Source organism: Ruegeria sp. BB6 (assembly GCF_056539385.1).
The window spans coordinates 121,164-137,068 of sequence record NZ_JBQFUW010000003.1; the positions used below are offsets into that span (position 1 = coordinate 121,164).

The window sequence follows — 15,905 nt, forward strand, 5'->3', positions numbered from 1 at the left end:
AGTTAGGGCGGATATGCTGGTAGTGATTTCCCCGGCCAAACGGCTGGACTGGGCCGAGCGCGATGTGACGGCGACTCAACCCGATTTTCAGGACGACGCGATCCGGCTGTCGAAAACCGCCCGCAATCTGACGCTGGGCGATCTGAAAAAACTGATGGACCTGAGCGACGATCTGGCCCGCCTGAACCGCGACCGTTACCGCGCCTTTTCCGATGCGCCGGAGGGTGACCAGACCCGCCCCGCTGCGCTGGCCTTTGCCGGTGACACCTATCAGGGGCTTGAGGCTGCATCCCTGGATGCCGATGAAATAGCCTGGGCGCAGGACCACCTGCGTATCCTGTCGGGCTTATACGGCGTGCTGCGCCCTTTGGATGCGATTCAAGCCTATCGGCTTGAGATGGGCAGCAAGCTGAAAACCCGGCGCGGCAAGAACCTTTATGAATACTGGCGCGATCACCTCAGCAAGGCGCTGAACGCGCAAGGCGCGCAGATCGGGTCGGACGTGCTGGTGAATTGCGCCAGTCAGGAATATTTCGGCGCGGTCGATCCCAAAGCGCTGAAACTACGGGTGGTCACGCCTGTTTTCATGGAGGACAAAGCCGGCACACCCAAGATCGTCAGCTTTTTCGCCAAGAAAGCACGCGGCGCAATGGCGCGATACATCATCCAGCACCGCCTGACCGATCCGGCGGGGCTGTTGGATTTCGACTCCGGTGGCTATGAATACCGGCCTGATCTGTCGACCGAGGACAAACCCGTTTTCGTGCGCCCCTATCAGGCCTGAGTCAGCATTGACTGGTCGTAGGCGACCAGTTCAACCGTGTTGCCCTCGGGGTCTTCGGTGAAAATGCCGCGCCAGCCAATCCAGCCGAATTGCTCGACCCGGTAGGGCTGTCCAATGTGTTCATACCAACGCAGGACGGCGTCCTGTTCTTCAAAGGGCAGCGACAGGGCGATGTGATGCAAAGCCGACGCGCCGCCGGTCACCGGGGATTGATCACCTGTGGGATGCAGGCCGGGACGTGGCGCGGCTGTATGGTGGAACAGGGCCAAAACCTGAGTATGCCCGCCAAAACCCTGCGCGATCTCAAAGAAAACGATCGCGCTGTCATGGTCGCCGCTGAGACGCCGCAAGCCGATCACTGTTTCGTAAAACTCGACCATCGCCGGCATATCGGCGCATCGAATGGCAATCTCGCCCAGCGCGCGAGGCTGAAAACCGCGTTCATCTGACATACGCTCAGCCTAATTCGGTTAGGGCTGTCCGGCAACGACTGCCTGAGTGCCCTCGGGTTGATGCGTCAGGATTGTCTGATGGATTTTCTGTTTTTGCAGAGGTTTGGTCAGGTAATGGTCCAAACCTGCCGACAATATCCCCTGATCATCCCCTGACATCGCATGCGCGGTCAGCGCAACAATCGGAACATGGCGGCCCGTCTCAATCTCGCGCCGCCGGATTTCACCGGTGGCCTGCTTACCGTCCATTTTCGGCATTGAGATATCCATGAAGATCAGATCCGGATCGAATTCACGATGGGCTTCAACAGCTTCAAGCCCGTTTCCAGCAAATCGCAGGTCGATGTTCAGATCCTTGACCATTTTTTCCAGAATCAGTTGATTTGTCCGGTTATCTTCAGCGGCCAGAACGCGCATCACACGCCCCTGCGAGGCCGCCTGAGACTGTTCGACCTCATCGGTTTTCGGGATCACCTTTGAAACGATAATTGGCCGTGGTTTTTGGGCCAAGGCGGTCAGACTGGAATACAGCTCGGCCCGGGGAATAGGTTTTTGCAAAACACCTTCGATCAGGTGGCGGGCCGGGTTTGCGTGGATGACGGCTGGGTTGGCCGACATCACCACAACCGGAAGATCATTCCAGCCGCGATCCTTCAGGGTGGTTGCCAATTCCAGCCCATCCATGTCCGGCAGGTCGTGGTCGCACAAAAGGAGGTCCACGGTTTCGTCAACTGCGGTCAATGCTTCTCCGCCAGAAGAACACACGGTGACGCGCGATCCCAATCGGCCGAGCTGTTTCGACAGAATGGCCCGGTTCACCGCCAAATCCTCGACCACCATCACATGGTGCAGCCCCCCGCCCAGATCCGGAGGGGCAGGCTGCACACCTTCAACCGTCGGCATCGGCACGCGGAACCCAAAACACGACCCACGCCCCGGTTCGCTTTCGACCCAGATCGTGCCGCCCATCAGGGTGATAAGGCGTTTCGTGATAGCCAGACCCAGCCCGGTCCCCTCGAACTGGCGGTTCCGCTCATCTTCGACCTGATTGAACTCACCAAATATGTGGTCGATCTTGTCCTTTTCGATTCCGATTCCGGTGTCTTCGATGGCCACGTGGATATCGCAGGTCTTGGTATCAGAGTTGGGCACCCCGGTGACGCGGATCAGCACATGGCCGTTGGCGGTGAACTTCACCGCATTGCCCACCAGATTTGTCAGAACCTGACGAACACGCCCCGGATCGCCCACAAATAGCGTTGGAAGAAACAGGTCGTAGTCAACCAGCAGCGTCAGACCCTTGTCGCGGACACTTGGCTGTAACAACATCGCAACCTCAAGAATACAACGCTCAAAGTCGAATTGTTCAGGGTGCAGGATCAGCTTGTCCGCCTCGATCTTCGAGTAATCCAGAACGTCGTTGATGATGACCAGCAACGCCTCGCCCGAATTGCGGATCGTATTGAGATAGAGCCTTTGTTCTTCGTCCAATGGGGTCTCGGTCAGCAGGTCGGTCATCCCGACAATGCCGTTCATCGGAGTGCGTATCTCATGGCTCATATTGGCCAAAAACGCGGATTTGGCACGGTTGGCGGCTTCGGCGCGTTCGCGTGCTGCCGTCAACTCGGCCTCATGCCGGACCGAGGCCGAGATGTTCAGAGCCAGACTTACAACATCGCCACCATTGCCCCGCTGGTCCATCAGCTTGAAATAGTGTCCGTTCCAAAGGCGGATAACTTCCGCGTTCAGGTTCGGTTGCGCCCATCTTTCAAGCATCCTCTCAATCCAGTCCGATGCGGCCTCGGACCCGAGATCAATCAACCCCTCAACCGTCAGAATCTCAAGTATCCGTGGATATGCGATGCCCGGCGCAATTTCGTCGATCCCGTCAAACAAGCTAAGGTAGGCCGTATTCGCCCCGATCAGGCAGTTTTCCCCGTCAAAAAAGGCGAACCCGTCCTGAAACGTCTGAATCGAATGCCACAAGCGCCGTTCGGCCACTTCGATCTTGGCATTGGCCAGCGTCAGGTCGGATTTGACCTTTTCGTTCTCACCCCGAACCGTTTCCACCTCGGCCTGCGTTTCGCCGATGCGCTTGGTTAACGCCATCGCGTGCAGGCCCAGCTTGCGGTTGGCAGCAGACAATTCGGCCTGCTTCATTTCCAAAAGACGCTCTGCCGCCAGACGTGCGCGTCGTTCCTGTGCCAGTTTTGCTGCAAGACTCATCTTTGGTGATCCCGAACTATCCCGACATCAACATCCAGTCAGAGCATGAAGAAGTGTTTAAGCGATCCCTGGGCAGTTCGGGTCACAGGTTTGGGCCGTCAGCGACGCCCCTCGCGCAACCAACCGCCCAGCAGGAAGCCGCCTGCAAGAACCAGCGCCAACCACGGCGGCAGCAGACCGGCCTGCGTCACGTCCCGGGTTTCGTAGGCGTCGCGCGGCGTCAGGCCAATCCAACCACGCCCGGATGCCGGTCGTCCGGCCCGCACGTTGCGAATGGCGGGCAGACCATCCTCTAGCGTGATCGCCCCACCGCGCAACTCGGCCAGCAGCGGATCCAGAATGTCCGAGGTTGCGATGGTGCGCTCAAACTCTTTCGGCGCGGCCGGACCCAACCCGATAACGGCGGACAACTCGCCTTCCTGCAAACGGTAAAGTCCGATTTCTGGCCCGAAATACTGTGCCTCAAACCGGCCGGGAGAGATCATGTCCAGCGTGATATCCAGCGTTTCCCCATTCGGGCGCGTGACCGTGACCGGCCCGACCTCATCCTCAAGGGTCTGCCGAATGATCCGCATGATCTGGCCGTTGGCTTCGGCCCACAGCGCTTCTTCCTCAAGCTCGGGTTCCTTCATCATCCAATGCGCCAACCGACGCAGCAGTTCAAGTTGCGGCCCGCCCCCCTCGAACCCGCGACTCCAGAGCCACGCGTGATCCGAGGCCAGCATCGCCACGCGGCCTTCGCCAACACGATCAAGGACCAGCAGCGGCCGGTCATCAATCCCGGTCATCAGCAACTCGCCCGAGCGGTGCTTTACGTCGATCTGGCGCAGCCAAGCGCCCCATTGTTCGGAATCCCCAAGGTCGGTCGTAACCGGATGGCGATGCCCCAGACCGGTCACCATCGGGACAAAGCGTTCCTCGATCACCCGCGCGGTTGGCTGCGCAGGCAGGATCGGGGCCAGAGGGGAACGAAAGATACTGTCCGCGCTGGCAAAGTCAGGCCCAGCCGCGATCAGAACGGCACCACCTTCGTTGATATAGTTGTTGACGTTGTCCAGATAGATCGCCGGCAGAATGCCCCGCCGCTTGTAACGGTCAAAGATGATCAGGTCGAAATCGTTGATCTTTTCCAGAAACAGCTCTCGTGTCGGGAACGCGATCAGCGACAACTCTTCCACCGGAACGCCGTCCTGTTTCTCGGGCGGCCGCAAGATCGTGAAATGTACCAGATCGACCGAGCTGTCGGATTTCAGCAGGTTGCGCCAAGTTCGGCCGCCGGGATGAGGCTCGCCCGATACCAGCAGCACGCGCAAACGATCACGAACACCGTTCATCTGGATCAGCGCCGTGTTGTTCCGATCTGTCAGTTCGCCTTCCGCTTCGGGTACCGTGAACTGAATCACATTGCGCCCACCATGAGGAAGGCTGACGGGCAATTCCACGTCGACGCCAATGGGGATCGAGAATTGCTGAGGCTCGGCCCCGTCGACCGAGATTTCAAGCGGGGCGCTGGTCGCGCCAGCAGGGGCTGCGCCGCTATCCTCAACGCGCAAGGTCAGGGTCACCGGCTCGCCGATAATGGCAAAGGCCGGGGCATTGCGCACAATCAGGCGGCGGTCCCAGTCGGTGGCACGCCCGGTTTGCAGCAGATGCATCGGCGCTGGCAGGTCAGGTGCCTGATCTGCATCGTGCACAATCCCGTCCGAGACCACGAGAATTCCCGCAATCCGCGCGCGCGGTTCCTCGGCCAACGCCTCGTTCAGCGCGGCCATGACCTGCGTACCTTCGTCGCCGTCACCATCACCGACTTTGATCCGGCGCAGCTCGGTATTGTCGCGCGACTCGATCTCGGCGGCCAGTTCTTCAGCCGCCAGCGCGGTCTGCTCGGCCCGGTCCGAGAGGGTCTGACTGGCGCTTTCATCCTCGATCATCAGCACGATGTCCGTCAGGGGCGCGCGGTCCTCGATCTGATAGACCGGACCAGCCAGCGCCCCAATCACGACAAGGGCCGCCAATCCGCGCAAGGCCCACCCGGACAGCCCCCGCCACAGGGCCAGAACCACCCCAGCAAGGGCAATCGCGGCAATGGTGGCCAAAACGGGCCACGGGATCAGGGGATCAAAGATAACGGTTCCTGTCATTGTCCCAACCTGTCCAGCAAGGCAGGCACGTGCACCTGATCGGATTTGTAGTTCCCGGTCAGAACGTGCATGACCAGATTGACACCAAAGCGGTTGGCCAGCTCTCGCTGACGCTCACCTGCATAGCCGCGTCCGACGGGCAACAACGCCTGACCGTTGCGGTCAACAGCCCATGCTCCGGCCCAGTCGTTGCCACCGATCACCACCGGCGTCACGTTGTCGTTGAGGTTGCGGAACGGCATCCCCTCGATCTGTTCGGCATCCAACGGCGCGGCCTCGACCCAGACCTCGGTTCCGGCGTAGCGCCCCGGAAAATCCTGAAGCAGATAGAAAGCGCGCGTCAGTACATGGTCACGCGGAACAGGCTCTAACGAAGGGATGTTCAAAGGCGCGGCCAACTGCTGCAACTTGCGCCCATTGGGGCTGGAGGCGCCAAATCGCGCCACGTCCGAATCCCGCGTATCAAACAGGATCATCCCGCCCGAGCGGAGGTAAGCATTGAGCTTGGCATATGCCTCGTCGGACGGTTGCGGCTGCTGAGGGGTAATGGGCCAGTAGAGCAGCGGGAAAAAGGCCAGTTCGTCCCGTTCCAGATCAACGCCGATCGGCTCGGCCGGTTCGACAGACGTGCGATAGAACAGGGTTTGTGCAAGACCCCGCATTCCGGCACCCGCAACGTCATCGACCTGCGCGTCACCCGTCAGGACATGCGCCAGCACCAGTTCCTTGGTGGCGTTCAGGGCAAAATCGGTGTCCGCTGGCGACTGTGCGTCTGCTTGGGGCACAAACAACAAAACTCCGACCGCCGTGGCCGCAGCCTTGGCCAATCCCAACCGTCCTGACAGCGCCAGAGACGCAATGACATCCACGGTCAGCAACAGCAGCGCAAGGCTTAGCAAGATACCCCCGATGGGCGTTTCGGTACTGACCTCCTGCCCCTTGATGGGCACATCCGGCGGCCAGATAGCCGGGCTGAGTACCGTGTCGCTGGTCAGGACATTCAGCGCCAGCTTTTGCTTGCCGCTTTCGTACAGCCCCGGACGCAGATCCGGGCCAATTGCACCGGACACAAGATCGACACCATCGACGCCCGACAGATTGCCAGCATCAGACAAGGTGCCAAACCCATCCATCACCTGAATTGGCTCCCACGTGGTGCCTTGCAACTGGGACTCCTGCCGAGACTTCGCGGCCGAGGCGACGGCCAGCCGATCCAGCATTTCGACAAACAGACCAGACAGGGGAAGGCTGGACCATTCTGCGTCAGCCGTCACGTGGAACAGCACAACTTGACCCAGCCCAAGCGCCTTGCGGGTCACCAGTGGCGTTCCGTCCGACAGCGATGCAATCACGCGATCCGCCAGATTAGGGTCTGGTTGCGCCATGACCTGCGTGGTGACAGATACATCTCCGGGCACTTTCAGCCCGTAAAAGGGAGAGCTTTCGGGGAACGGCGCCAGCCCCTTGGCCTCACCCCAGCTCATCGCGCCGCCGACGGAGCGGCCACCGCTGCGCAGGCGGACAGGCAACAGGATATCTTCCTCGTCACGGCCCAGATCGCTGGCGGCCATGCGCGGCCCCGCAAACCGCAGCAACAAGCCGCCTTCTTCGACCCATTCGACCAGCGCCGATTGTTCGCCCCCGGACAGTTTGGCAACATCAGCCAGAACGATCACATCCGGGTTGGCTGGCAGTACATCCAGCAAACCGCCATCAACAAAATCCGCAGTCGGGATCAAAACCTGCGTCAGATAATGCAGCGGTGACAGCAGCTCCAACCCCTCGCGATTCAGCGTTCCGGCGATCAAGGCAACTTCGCGCCGCCGCAGGCTGTCATCGGTCAGCGTCACGGCCCCGGCAGACCGCTGGCCCTGAATTTCAAACCGCGTGATCCGGGCGCGCAGCTCTGACGGCAGGGCCAGTTCTATCTGGGCCTGGGTTTCGTCACCGGCAAATTCCACCTCGGCGGATTGCAACACCCGCATCGCCCCCGCCGGATCGCGGCCCTGCGCCAGAACCGTGATGCGCTCAGCCGAGCCAGCCTCGGCCCGTTGCGCGGTCAACTGAATGACACCGTCCTGATAGCCAGCCGGCAATAACCCAACAACGGACGAGGGCGACTGATACACGGTCACACCGCCGCGCGCCTGCAAAGCCGCAAGCATCGCATCACTGCCCTCAAAGGCCAGACGATCACTGAACCAGTGCGTTTCAAACCCACCATCCACCTGATCCAACGCGGCCAGAGCCTGTTCAATCTGTGCCACCGTGGGCTGCCACGGCATCGGAACCAAACCCGGCAATCGACCGCTCCACGCCTCGGCAGCCTGGAATACAGGAACTTCGGGATCTGTCAGGTTAAGGATCGCGACCGTGCGCCCGGCACGCCCGGCCTCGGTCAGTTGCGCGTCGATCTGATCCAGCGTCGAAGACCAGCGGGTTGCGCCCGCCCAGCTTCCGTCAAGCACCAACATCAATGGCCCTGATCCGGCTTGCTCTCGCGATGGGTTCAGAACTGGGCCGGCCAACCCGATGATAATCGCCGCCGCCGCCAGCATGCGCAACAGCAGCAACCACCACGGGGTGCGGTCCGAAACGCTTTCTTCATCCTTCAGCCCAAGCAGTAGCGTGACCGCCGGAAACAACCTGCGGATCGGCGCGGGTGGCACGGCGCGCAGGATCAGCCACAGGATGGGCAGGGTCAAAAGACCCAGCAACACCCACGGTGCGGTAAATCCAATACCCGCCAGAACCGTCATGCCGTTCCCCCGTCCAGCGCACGATAGAGCCACAACAGAGCCGCTTGCGCGCTGTCACCCGTGTGGTGCAGACCAAGCTGCCATCCGGTCGCGCGACACAGTTGCGTCAGCGCGTCCTTGCGACTGGCGAGCCGTTCAAGATAGCGATCCCGCAGCTCTCCGGCCTTGAGGGTTTCGTGCCGCGCTGTGCCGCCAACGCTTTCAAATATGGTCCGCCCACGATAGGGAAAGCTCTCCTCGGTCGGGTCCAGAACCTGCAACAGAACACCGCGCACGCCCCGGTCGGCGGCTTTGGTCAGGGCCAGTTCGACCTCATCCATTGGCCCGAGGAAATCGGAAATGAAGACGGCGCGTGCGTGTGGGATCATGGCCCTGTGTTCGGGCGGGGCGTAATCGGCCTCGGCATCTTCGGACCATGCCTGCGCCAGCCGCACGATCTGCGCGTTGCCGCGCCGGGGCGGAAGGGTTGTTCCGGTCAGACCAACGCGTTCCCCGCCGCGCACCAGCAGGATCGCCGTTGACAGACCAAGCAGGCGCGCCCGGTCCGCTTTGGTGTGCAGGGATTTGTCGGACGCAAACCGCATCGACGCGCCCTGATCGACCCAGAGCATCACCGATTGCGCGATCTGCCATTCGCGTTCGCGCACAAATTGCTGATCCCCCCGCGCAGATCGCCGGTGGTCGATCATCCGACGGCTGTCACCGATCTGGGCCGGACGGTATTGCCAGAAATCATCACCCAGACCCGAGCGTCTGCGCCCATGATCGCCCAACAGAACGGTTCCCGCCAGATGTTCGGCGCGCGCCAACAGGGGCGGTAGCCGGGACGCCTCGGCCTCGGATCTTTCGCGAAGGGTCAGCGCGGCATTCACGCCGCGGCCTCGGCACGGATCAGGCCGGCAGCGGTGGATTCGATCAGGTCTGCAAGGCTGTCACCCCGCGCACGCGCCGCAAAGTTCAACGCCATCCGGTGGCTGAGGACAGGGCGGGCCATATCCAGCACATCCTCGGCATTCGGGGCCAGCCGCCCTTGCAGCATCGCTCGTGCCCGCACCGTCATCATCAGCGCCTGCGCCGCTCGCGGACCCGGTCCCCATGCGACGGTTTCGGCAACACGTTCCGACACGCCAGCCTCGTCCGGGCGGAAGGCGCGGACCAGATCGAGGATCAGCTCAACGACCGAGTCGCCCACCGGCATCCGACGCAGCAGCACCTGAGCGGCCAGCAACTCCTCTTTGGTGAAAATCTCATGCGCGTCGTCTTCCTCGACGCCCGTGGTGGCCAACAGAATGTCACGCTCGGTCTCGCGATCCGGGTATTCCACGTCGATTTGCACAAGAAAGCGGTCCAACTGCGCCTCGGGCAGCGGATAGGTGCCCTCCTGCTCGATCGGGTTCTGCGTCGCCAGCACGTGAAACGGCGTTCCAAGCGAACGGTCTTCACCAGCGACCGTCACCGTGCGTTCCTGCATCGCCTGCAACAGCGCCGATTGGGTCCGGGGGCTGGCACGGTTGATCTCATCGGCCATCAGGAGCTGGCAAAAGATCGGGCCGGAAATGAACCGGAAATGACGGCTGCCATCTTCTGCGGTGTCCAAAACCTCGGACCCCAGAATATCGGCAGGCATCAGGTCCGGCGTGAACTGTATGCGATTGCCGTGCAGACCCATTACGGTCGACAGCGTCTCAACCAATCTTGTCTTGCCCAGACCGGGCAACCCGATCAGCAGCGCATGCCCACCGCACAGCAGCGCGGTCAGCGTCAGGTCCACGACCCGTTCCTGTCCGATAAAGCGGCGGGTGATCGAGGACTTGGCCTCTTGAAGTTTCGATTCCAGCGCTTCGATCTCGGACACGAGGTCGGCAGGTTCGGTCATGACTTTCCCTTCCGTGAACTAATATGGTTGAAGTGTATCGCGCGAAAAGGAAATGGCAAAAGTAATGAGCGGACAAAAACCTGTGACACCTTCCCCTGATGGCATTGCGGCATCAGTCAAAGCCGCCAAAACCAAGGGCTTACCCCCGGTTCACCTGTGGAATCCTCCGTTTTGTGGCGATCTGGACATCCATATCGCCAAAGATGGCTCTTGGTCTTATCTAGGGTCACCGATCAACCGGTTCGAGCTTGTGAAGCTTTTTTCCTCAATTCTTAAGAAAGAAGAGGGGAAATATTACCTCGTCACCCCGGTCGAGAAGGTGGGAATCACCGTCGAGGACGCTCCCTTTGTGGCGGTCGATTTCGATGTTGCGGGCACAGGCGCGGCGCAGGTGCTGAAATTCACGACCCATGTGGGCGATACCGCCGTCGCAGGGGCGGATCACCCGATCCGCATTGTCATCGACCCTGAAACGGAAGAACCCGCGCCCTACATATTGGTGCGCGCCAACCTCGAAGCGCGGATCGACCGCAAAAGCTTCTACCGGCTGGTCGACATTGCCGAACACAATGGCGAATGGTTTGGCGTCTGGTCAGATGGGCAGTTTTTCCCCCTGATCCGGTCCGAGGACCTGCCGGATTAAGCCCGGCGCGCCACCCGACGGTCTTGCGCCAGCACTACGGCCACAGCCACGATCCCCGCGCCCAGCGCGCGGGTCCAGTTCCACTCGTCCCCCAGCACAAGCATGATCAACATCACGTAAAACGGCGCGATGTTGATGTGGAAAGACGCCAGCGCCACGCCGAGTTTCCCGACCGAGGCGATAAAGAACACCTGACTCAGCCCCATCGAGATCAGCGCATAGATCACCAGCATCCCCGCCTGCTGCATGTCGACCCGAGCTGTGGGGATGACGTCCAACCCCAACTGCCCTGCCGTGAAAAACAGGATGACAGCCACGACCAGCCCGCCCACGAATGTAATGGTGCTGCGCCCGGTCTGGCTGAGTTCTGGAAAGTCCCGCGCGGTTGCCATGCTTGCCCAACAAAACAGCCCCGTCGACACAATGGCACACCCCGCGCCCAGCCCCAGTTGCGCAGGGGCCACCGCGCTGGTCGCGATCAACCCTCCGACGATCGACACGACGACTCCGATGGCAAAATTCCACCGCAAGCGTCGCGCGCCCGTCGCCAGCTCAAGCAGAGTCGCAAACAAGGGCGCGCACGAGGCGATGATGGCAACGGTCACCGGGTCGGTCAGCTTTTGCGCCAGAATGATCAGGAACATCCCCGCCCCCAGCGTTCCGCCGACCAGCATCGCATGTCCCCAGCGGGCGCGCAGCACCCGTGATGGTCCGTCAAACAGCACCCAGATCGGCACCATCACCAACACCGCAATCGCTAGCCGCGCCACCAAAAGCGCAACCGGCGGCCAGCTTTGCAACAGCACCTCGGCCGCCGGAAAACCAGCCGCCCATGTCAGCATGCTGGCCACGGCCAAGCCATTGCCGGGCAAGGCAGAACTGCGCCCGGCAGACACAGAAAGAGTGTTCCCGCGCACGGGGTCAGGGCTCATTGCCATGGTGTCAGACCTTCTGTTGGAACGGCGACCGAAAATGATTCGCCGCATTGTCCCGAATGTCTCTGAATTGCCGCGGGCGATCTGGCCGATTTTCGACAATCTGTCGTTTTCAGTCCCTTTCCCTGAAATCACCCGACAGCTATGGTCCGGTCACCAAATATCCGGACCTGCCAATGCCTAAATTTGCCGCAAATATCTCACTGCTTTTTGCAGAACTTCCCTACCTCGACCGGTTTCAGGCGGCGGCGGAGGCCGGATTTCAAGCCGTTGAGATTCTGTTTCCCTATGATCTGGCCGCCAAGGAAACCCGGCGGGCCTTGCTGTCCAATGGGTTGGATCTTGTCCTGATCAACGCGCCACCACCGAATTACACGGGCGGACAGCCGGGCTATGCGGCGGTCCCCGGCGGCGAAGCGCGGTTTCAATCGGATATTCGTCGCGTGATGCGTTACGCCGATGTTCTAAAACCGGGGCTGATCCACATCATGTCCGGCTATTCTGCCGGGACGGACGCGCTGGACTGTTTCGTAAAGAACCTGAAATGGGCCGCCGATTTCGCACCTCAGCAACAGTTCACGATTGAACCGCTCAACCCGGTTTCACAACCAGACTATTTCCTGAACGACTATGATCTGGCAGCGGATGTTCTAAATCGCGTGGACCGTCCAAATATCGGCCTGCAATTCGACAGCTTTCACGCCCACATGATCCACGGCGACGCGCTGGGCGTGTGGACCCGGTTCCACGCAAATGTGGTCCACGCCCAGATCGGGGCCGCACCGGACCGGTCCGAACCCGGGCACGGACCGACAGATTTTCCCACCCTGTTCAACGCTATCGACGATGCAGGCTACAAAGGATGGGTCAGCGCCGAGTACCTGCCTTCGACACCGAAAACGGCTGACAGTCTGGACTGGATGCGCGCCTAGCACTGGAATTTTTGCGAAAAATCCCTCAGATGAATGGCGTGGAGTCCTTTAGGAATTGACCAATGATCCCTAACCGCTATGCCCGCGCTCTGTTCAGCCTGATCATGTCGGGCCTGATGTCGTGCATCGTGACGGGAATTGCGACGGTTAAGGCCATCGGGTTTGGACCCAGCACGATGGGCGACTGGATGGCATCGTGGGCCTTTTGCTGGCCAATCGCATTCTCGGTCATTCTGATTCTCGGGCCTGCCGTGCAACGGTTGGTCAATCGCCTGGTCAGGCCGCAGGACTGACGCGCTGCGAAGAGGGTCCATCGGACCTGATGAGAAGCGCCCCGCCGAACCTCAGTGCGCCTCGGCCCAGTTCGCCCCCTGCCCGGCATCAACGCTCAGCTTGACGTCCAGCTTCACCGCCGGGTCCGATGCGCCTTCCATCACGTCGCGCGCGACGCCGATCACCTGATCCACCGCATCTTCGGCCACTTCAAACAGCAATTCGTCATGCACCTGCAACAGCATTTTTGCAGGCAGCCCGTTGATGGCATCTGGCATCCGCACCATCGCGCGCCGGATCACATCCGCCGCCGTTCCCTGAATCGGCGCGTTGATCGCCGCCCGGCGCGAGAAGCCTGCGTGCGGCCCCTTGGCGTTGATCTCAGGCGTGTGAATTTTGCGACCAAACAGCGTCTGCACATACCCATGCTCTTTGGCAAAGGCGACCGTGTCGTCCATATAGGCTCTGATACCCGGGAATCGCTCGAAATATCGGTCGATAAAGCCCTGCGCCTCGGCCCGCGGAATACGCAAGTTGCGGGCCAGACCAAAGCCCGAAATCCCATAGATCACACCAAAGTTGATCGCTTTGGCCTGACGGCGGATATCCGGCGTCATCTCGTCCAGAGGCACGTCAAACATCTCGGACGCCGTCATGGCGTGAATGTCCAACCCATCCGCGAACGCCTGTTTCAGCGCCGGAATATCAGCGACATGGGCCAAAATCCGCAGCTCGATCTGGCTATAGTCGAGGCTGACCATCACGTTACCCGGCTCGGCGATAAACGCCTCACGAATACGGCGGCCTTCTTCGGTGCGCACCGGAATGTTTTGCAGGTTCGGATCGGTCGAGGCCAGACGGCCCGTGTTCGCCCCCGTGATCGAGTACGAGGTATGCACCCTTCCCGTATCTGGATTGATATGGGTCTGCAGCGCATCCGTATAAGTCGATTTCAGCTTGGAAAGCTGCCGCCAGTCCAGCACCCTGCGCGGCAACTCGTGTTCGGTGGCGAGGTCTTCCAGAATATCGGCCCCGGTCGAGTATTTCCCGGTTTTGCCCTTCTTTCCGCCCTCAAGCCCCATCTTGTCGAACAGAATCTCACCCAACTGCGCGGGCGAGCCGACATTAAAGGTCTCACCGGCCAGCTCGTGAATTTCAGCCTCTAACCCGGCCATTTTCTGCGCAAAGGTGTTGGACATACGGCTGAGGACATCGCGGTCAACCTTGATGCCGTGCATCTCCATTTCTTTGAGAACCGGCACCAGAGGGCGCTCCAGCGTCTCATACACCGTTGTCACCTGCACCTGATGCAGTTGCGGCTTGAACAGTTTCCACAGGCGCAGCGTGATATCCGCATCCTCGGCGGCATAGGCGGTGGCCTCATCTATCGGCACCTTGTCGAAAGTGATGGCCGATTTGCCCGAGCCCAGCAGCGGCTTGATCGGGATCGGCGTGTGGCTCAGATAGCGCTCGGACAGAGTATCCATCCCGTGCCCATGTTCGCCACCATGCATGGCGTAGGACATCAGCATCGTGTCGTCGATCGGCGCCACTTCCACGCCATAACGCGCAAAAATCTTGGCATCATATTTCATGTTCTGCCCGATTTTCAGGATCGACGGGTCCTCAAGCATCGGTTTCAACAGTGTTAGAGCCTCATCCAGCGGCATCTGCCCTTCGGCCAGCGCATCTGACCCGAACAAGTCATCGGCGGCCCCGTCACGGTGCGTCAGTGGGATGTAACAGGCCGAACCCACCTCAACGCACAGTGAAATGCCCACCAGATCGGCGATCATCTCGTTCAGGCCCGTCGTCTCAGTATCGACGGCCACCCATCCGGTTTCATAGGCGCGGTCGATCCACGTCTGCAAAGCCGCCGCATCCCGCACACATTCGTATTTTGAGGCATCGAACGGAACCGCCTCGGCCTCTGATACAACCTCGGGCGTGGGGGCTTCCGGGATCACAGGAGAGTCAACACCGAGCTTATCGGCAATCCGCTTCGTGAGGGTGCGGAACTCCATCTCGGCCAGAAAACCCATCAGCGTGTCCGGCTCGGGGTCTTTCACCTCAAGATCGTCCAGCGTGAAATCCAGAGGCGTGTTTTCGTCCAACTGCACCAGCTTCTTCGACAGCTCGATCTGGTCGCGCTTTTCGATCAGGGTCTGGCGGCGTTTGGGCTGCTTGATCTCTTCCGCGCGGTCCAACAGGGTTTCCAGATCGCCGTATTCATTGATCAGCAAGGCGGCAGTCTTGACCCCAATGCCCGGAGCGCCCGGCACGTTGTCCACAGAATCCCCGGCCAGCGCCTGCACATCGACCACGCGTTCCGGCCCAACGCCAAATTTCTCGAACACGCCATCGCGGTCGATGCGCTTGTTCTTCATCGCATCCAGCATCTCGACGCCGTCGCCCACCAACTGCATCAGGTCTTTGTCGGAGCTGACGATGGTCACCCGCCCGCCTGCCTCACGCGCCTGCACCGCAAGCGTCGCGATGATGTCATCGGCCTCGTAGCCTTCCAGTTCCTTACAGGCGATGTTGAAGGCGCGCGTCGCCTCGCGAGTCAGGGGCATCTGAGGGCGCAGATCCTCGGGCATCGCCTCGCGGTTGGCTTTGTAAAGGTCATAGAGGTCATTGCGGAACGTGTGCGAGCCTTTGTCAAAGATCACCGCCACATGCGTCGGCGCATCAGGGCCATCATTCCCTTCGACATATTTCTGCAGCATGTTGCAGAACCCCGAGACCGCCCCGATCGGCAGCCCGTCAGATTTGCGCGTCAGCGGAGGCAGCGCGTGATAAGCCCTGAAAATAAAGGCCGATCCGTCGATCAGATGAAGGTGACACCCTTTTCCGAAATTGCTCATGCGCGCTCTCCCTGTCG

The 15,905-nt window shown here is 60.6% G+C and carries 12 protein-coding genes; 4 read left to right on the forward strand and 8 right to left on the reverse strand.

Going from position 1 to position 15,905, the window contains the following annotated elements; genetic code table 11:
* Positions 1-13: 13 nt before the first annotated feature.
* Positions 14-784, forward strand: coding sequence for a peroxide stress protein YaaA (gene yaaA, locus ACR0B7_RS09255; protein WP_170483483.1), 771 nt, complete (start codon positions 14-16; stop codon positions 782-784).
* Here the strand turns inward: yaaA and ACR0B7_RS09260 are convergent.
* The 6 genes from ACR0B7_RS09260 to ACR0B7_RS09285 form a co-directional block, all read right to left on the reverse strand.
* Positions 775-1,236, reverse strand: coding sequence for a VOC family protein (locus ACR0B7_RS09260; RefSeq protein WP_170483480.1), 462 nt, complete (start codon positions 1,234-1,236; stop codon positions 775-777). The genes yaaA and ACR0B7_RS09260 overlap by 10 nt on opposite strands.
* Positions 1,237-1,254: 18 nt before the next feature.
* On the reverse strand, positions 1,255-3,462 hold the full coding sequence (locus ACR0B7_RS09265; RefSeq protein ID WP_170576743.1) for a response regulator: 2,208 nt from the start codon (positions 3,460-3,462) through the stop codon (positions 1,255-1,257).
* A gap of 98 nt (positions 3,463-3,560) precedes the next feature.
* The gene (locus tag ACR0B7_RS09270) at positions 3,561-5,603 is read right to left on the reverse strand and encodes a hypothetical protein (protein WP_170576742.1); all 2,043 of its coding nucleotides are present in this window, start codon (positions 5,601-5,603) and stop codon (positions 3,561-3,563) included.
* Positions 5,600-8,362: a DUF4159 domain-containing protein gene (locus ACR0B7_RS09275; RefSeq protein ID WP_170483473.1), complete on the reverse strand. Its 2,763-nt coding sequence runs from the start codon at positions 8,360-8,362 to the stop codon at positions 5,600-5,602. Before ACR0B7_RS09275 ends, ACR0B7_RS09270 begins: the two co-directional genes overlap by 4 nt.
* Positions 8,359-9,234: a DUF58 domain-containing protein gene (locus ACR0B7_RS09280; protein ID WP_170483471.1), complete on the reverse strand. Its 876-nt coding sequence runs from the start codon at positions 9,232-9,234 to the stop codon at positions 8,359-8,361. Before ACR0B7_RS09280 ends, ACR0B7_RS09275 begins: the two co-directional genes overlap by 4 nt.
* Positions 9,231-10,238 carry an AAA family ATPase gene (locus ACR0B7_RS09285; RefSeq protein WP_170483469.1) on the reverse strand — a complete coding sequence of 336 codons (1,008 nt, stop codon included), beginning with the start codon at positions 10,236-10,238 and terminating at the stop codon, positions 9,231-9,233. Before ACR0B7_RS09285 ends, ACR0B7_RS09280 begins: the two co-directional genes overlap by 4 nt.
* Before the next feature lie 64 nt (positions 10,239-10,302).
* On the opposite strand from ACR0B7_RS09285, the gene ACR0B7_RS09290 reads away from it, so the two are divergent.
* Entirely contained in the window at positions 10,303-10,881 is a 579-nt protein-coding gene (locus tag ACR0B7_RS09290) for a DUF1285 domain-containing protein (RefSeq protein ID WP_170483467.1), read from the forward strand.
* Here ACR0B7_RS09290 and ACR0B7_RS09295 read toward each other — a convergent pair.
* Positions 10,878-11,813: a DMT family transporter gene (locus ACR0B7_RS09295; protein WP_480681323.1), complete on the reverse strand. Its 936-nt coding sequence runs from the start codon at positions 11,811-11,813 to the stop codon at positions 10,878-10,880. The two genes, ACR0B7_RS09290 and ACR0B7_RS09295, sit on opposite strands and share 4 nt — an antisense overlap.
* Positions 11,814-11,992: 179 nt before the next feature.
* Between ACR0B7_RS09295 and ACR0B7_RS09300 the strand changes: the two genes are divergently transcribed.
* A complete protein-coding gene (locus ACR0B7_RS09300) occupies positions 11,993-12,748 on the forward strand; it encodes a TIM barrel protein (RefSeq protein ID WP_170483463.1) in 756 nt (251 codons plus the stop codon).
* 62 nt (positions 12,749-12,810) lie between these two features.
* Positions 12,811-13,041, forward strand: coding sequence for a DUF2798 domain-containing protein (locus tag ACR0B7_RS09305; protein ID WP_170387865.1), 231 nt, complete (start codon positions 12,811-12,813; stop codon positions 13,039-13,041).
* Positions 13,042-13,092: 51 nt separating this feature from the next.
* On the opposite strand, the gene polA is transcribed toward ACR0B7_RS09305, so the two are convergent.
* Entirely contained in the window at positions 13,093-15,888 is a 2,796-nt protein-coding gene (gene polA, locus ACR0B7_RS09310; protein WP_170483461.1) for a DNA polymerase I, read from the reverse strand.
* Positions 15,889-15,905: the final 17 nt, after the last annotated feature.

Bases quoted from the DNA above. Each gene is read 5' to 3' on its own strand.
- yaaA (WP_170483483.1), top strand. From the start codon at position 14: ATGCTGGTAGTGATTTCCCCGGCCAAACGGCTGGACTGGGCCGAGCGC.
- ACR0B7_RS09260 (WP_170483480.1), bottom strand. From the start codon at position 1,236: ATGTCAGATGAACGCGGTTTTCAGCCTCGCGCGCTGGGCGAGATTGCC.
- ACR0B7_RS09265 (WP_170576743.1), bottom strand. From the start codon at position 3,462: ATGAGTCTTGCAGCAAAACTGGCACAGGAACGACGCGCACGTCTGGCG.
- ACR0B7_RS09270 (WP_170576742.1), bottom strand. From the start codon at position 5,603: ATGACAGGAACCGTTATCTTTGATCCCCTGATCCCGTGGCCCGTTTTG.
- ACR0B7_RS09275 (WP_170483473.1), bottom strand. From the start codon at position 8,362: ATGACGGTTCTGGCGGGTATTGGATTTACCGCACCGTGGGTGTTGCTG.
- ACR0B7_RS09285 (WP_170483469.1), bottom strand. From the start codon at position 10,238: ATGACCGAACCTGCCGACCTCGTGTCCGAGATCGAAGCGCTGGAATCG.
- ACR0B7_RS09290 (WP_170483467.1), top strand. From the start codon at position 10,303: ATGAGCGGACAAAAACCTGTGACACCTTCCCCTGATGGCATTGCGGCA.
- ACR0B7_RS09295 (WP_480681323.1), bottom strand. From the start codon at position 11,813: ATGAGCCCTGACCCCGTGCGCGGGAACACTCTTTCTGTGTCTGCCGGG.
- ACR0B7_RS09300 (WP_170483463.1), top strand. From the start codon at position 11,993: ATGCCTAAATTTGCCGCAAATATCTCACTGCTTTTTGCAGAACTTCCC.
- ACR0B7_RS09305 (WP_170387865.1), top strand. From the start codon at position 12,811: ATGATCCCTAACCGCTATGCCCGCGCTCTGTTCAGCCTGATCATGTCG.
- polA (WP_170483461.1), bottom strand. From the start codon at position 15,888: ATGAGCAATTTCGGAAAAGGGTGTCACCTTCATCTGATCGACGGATCG.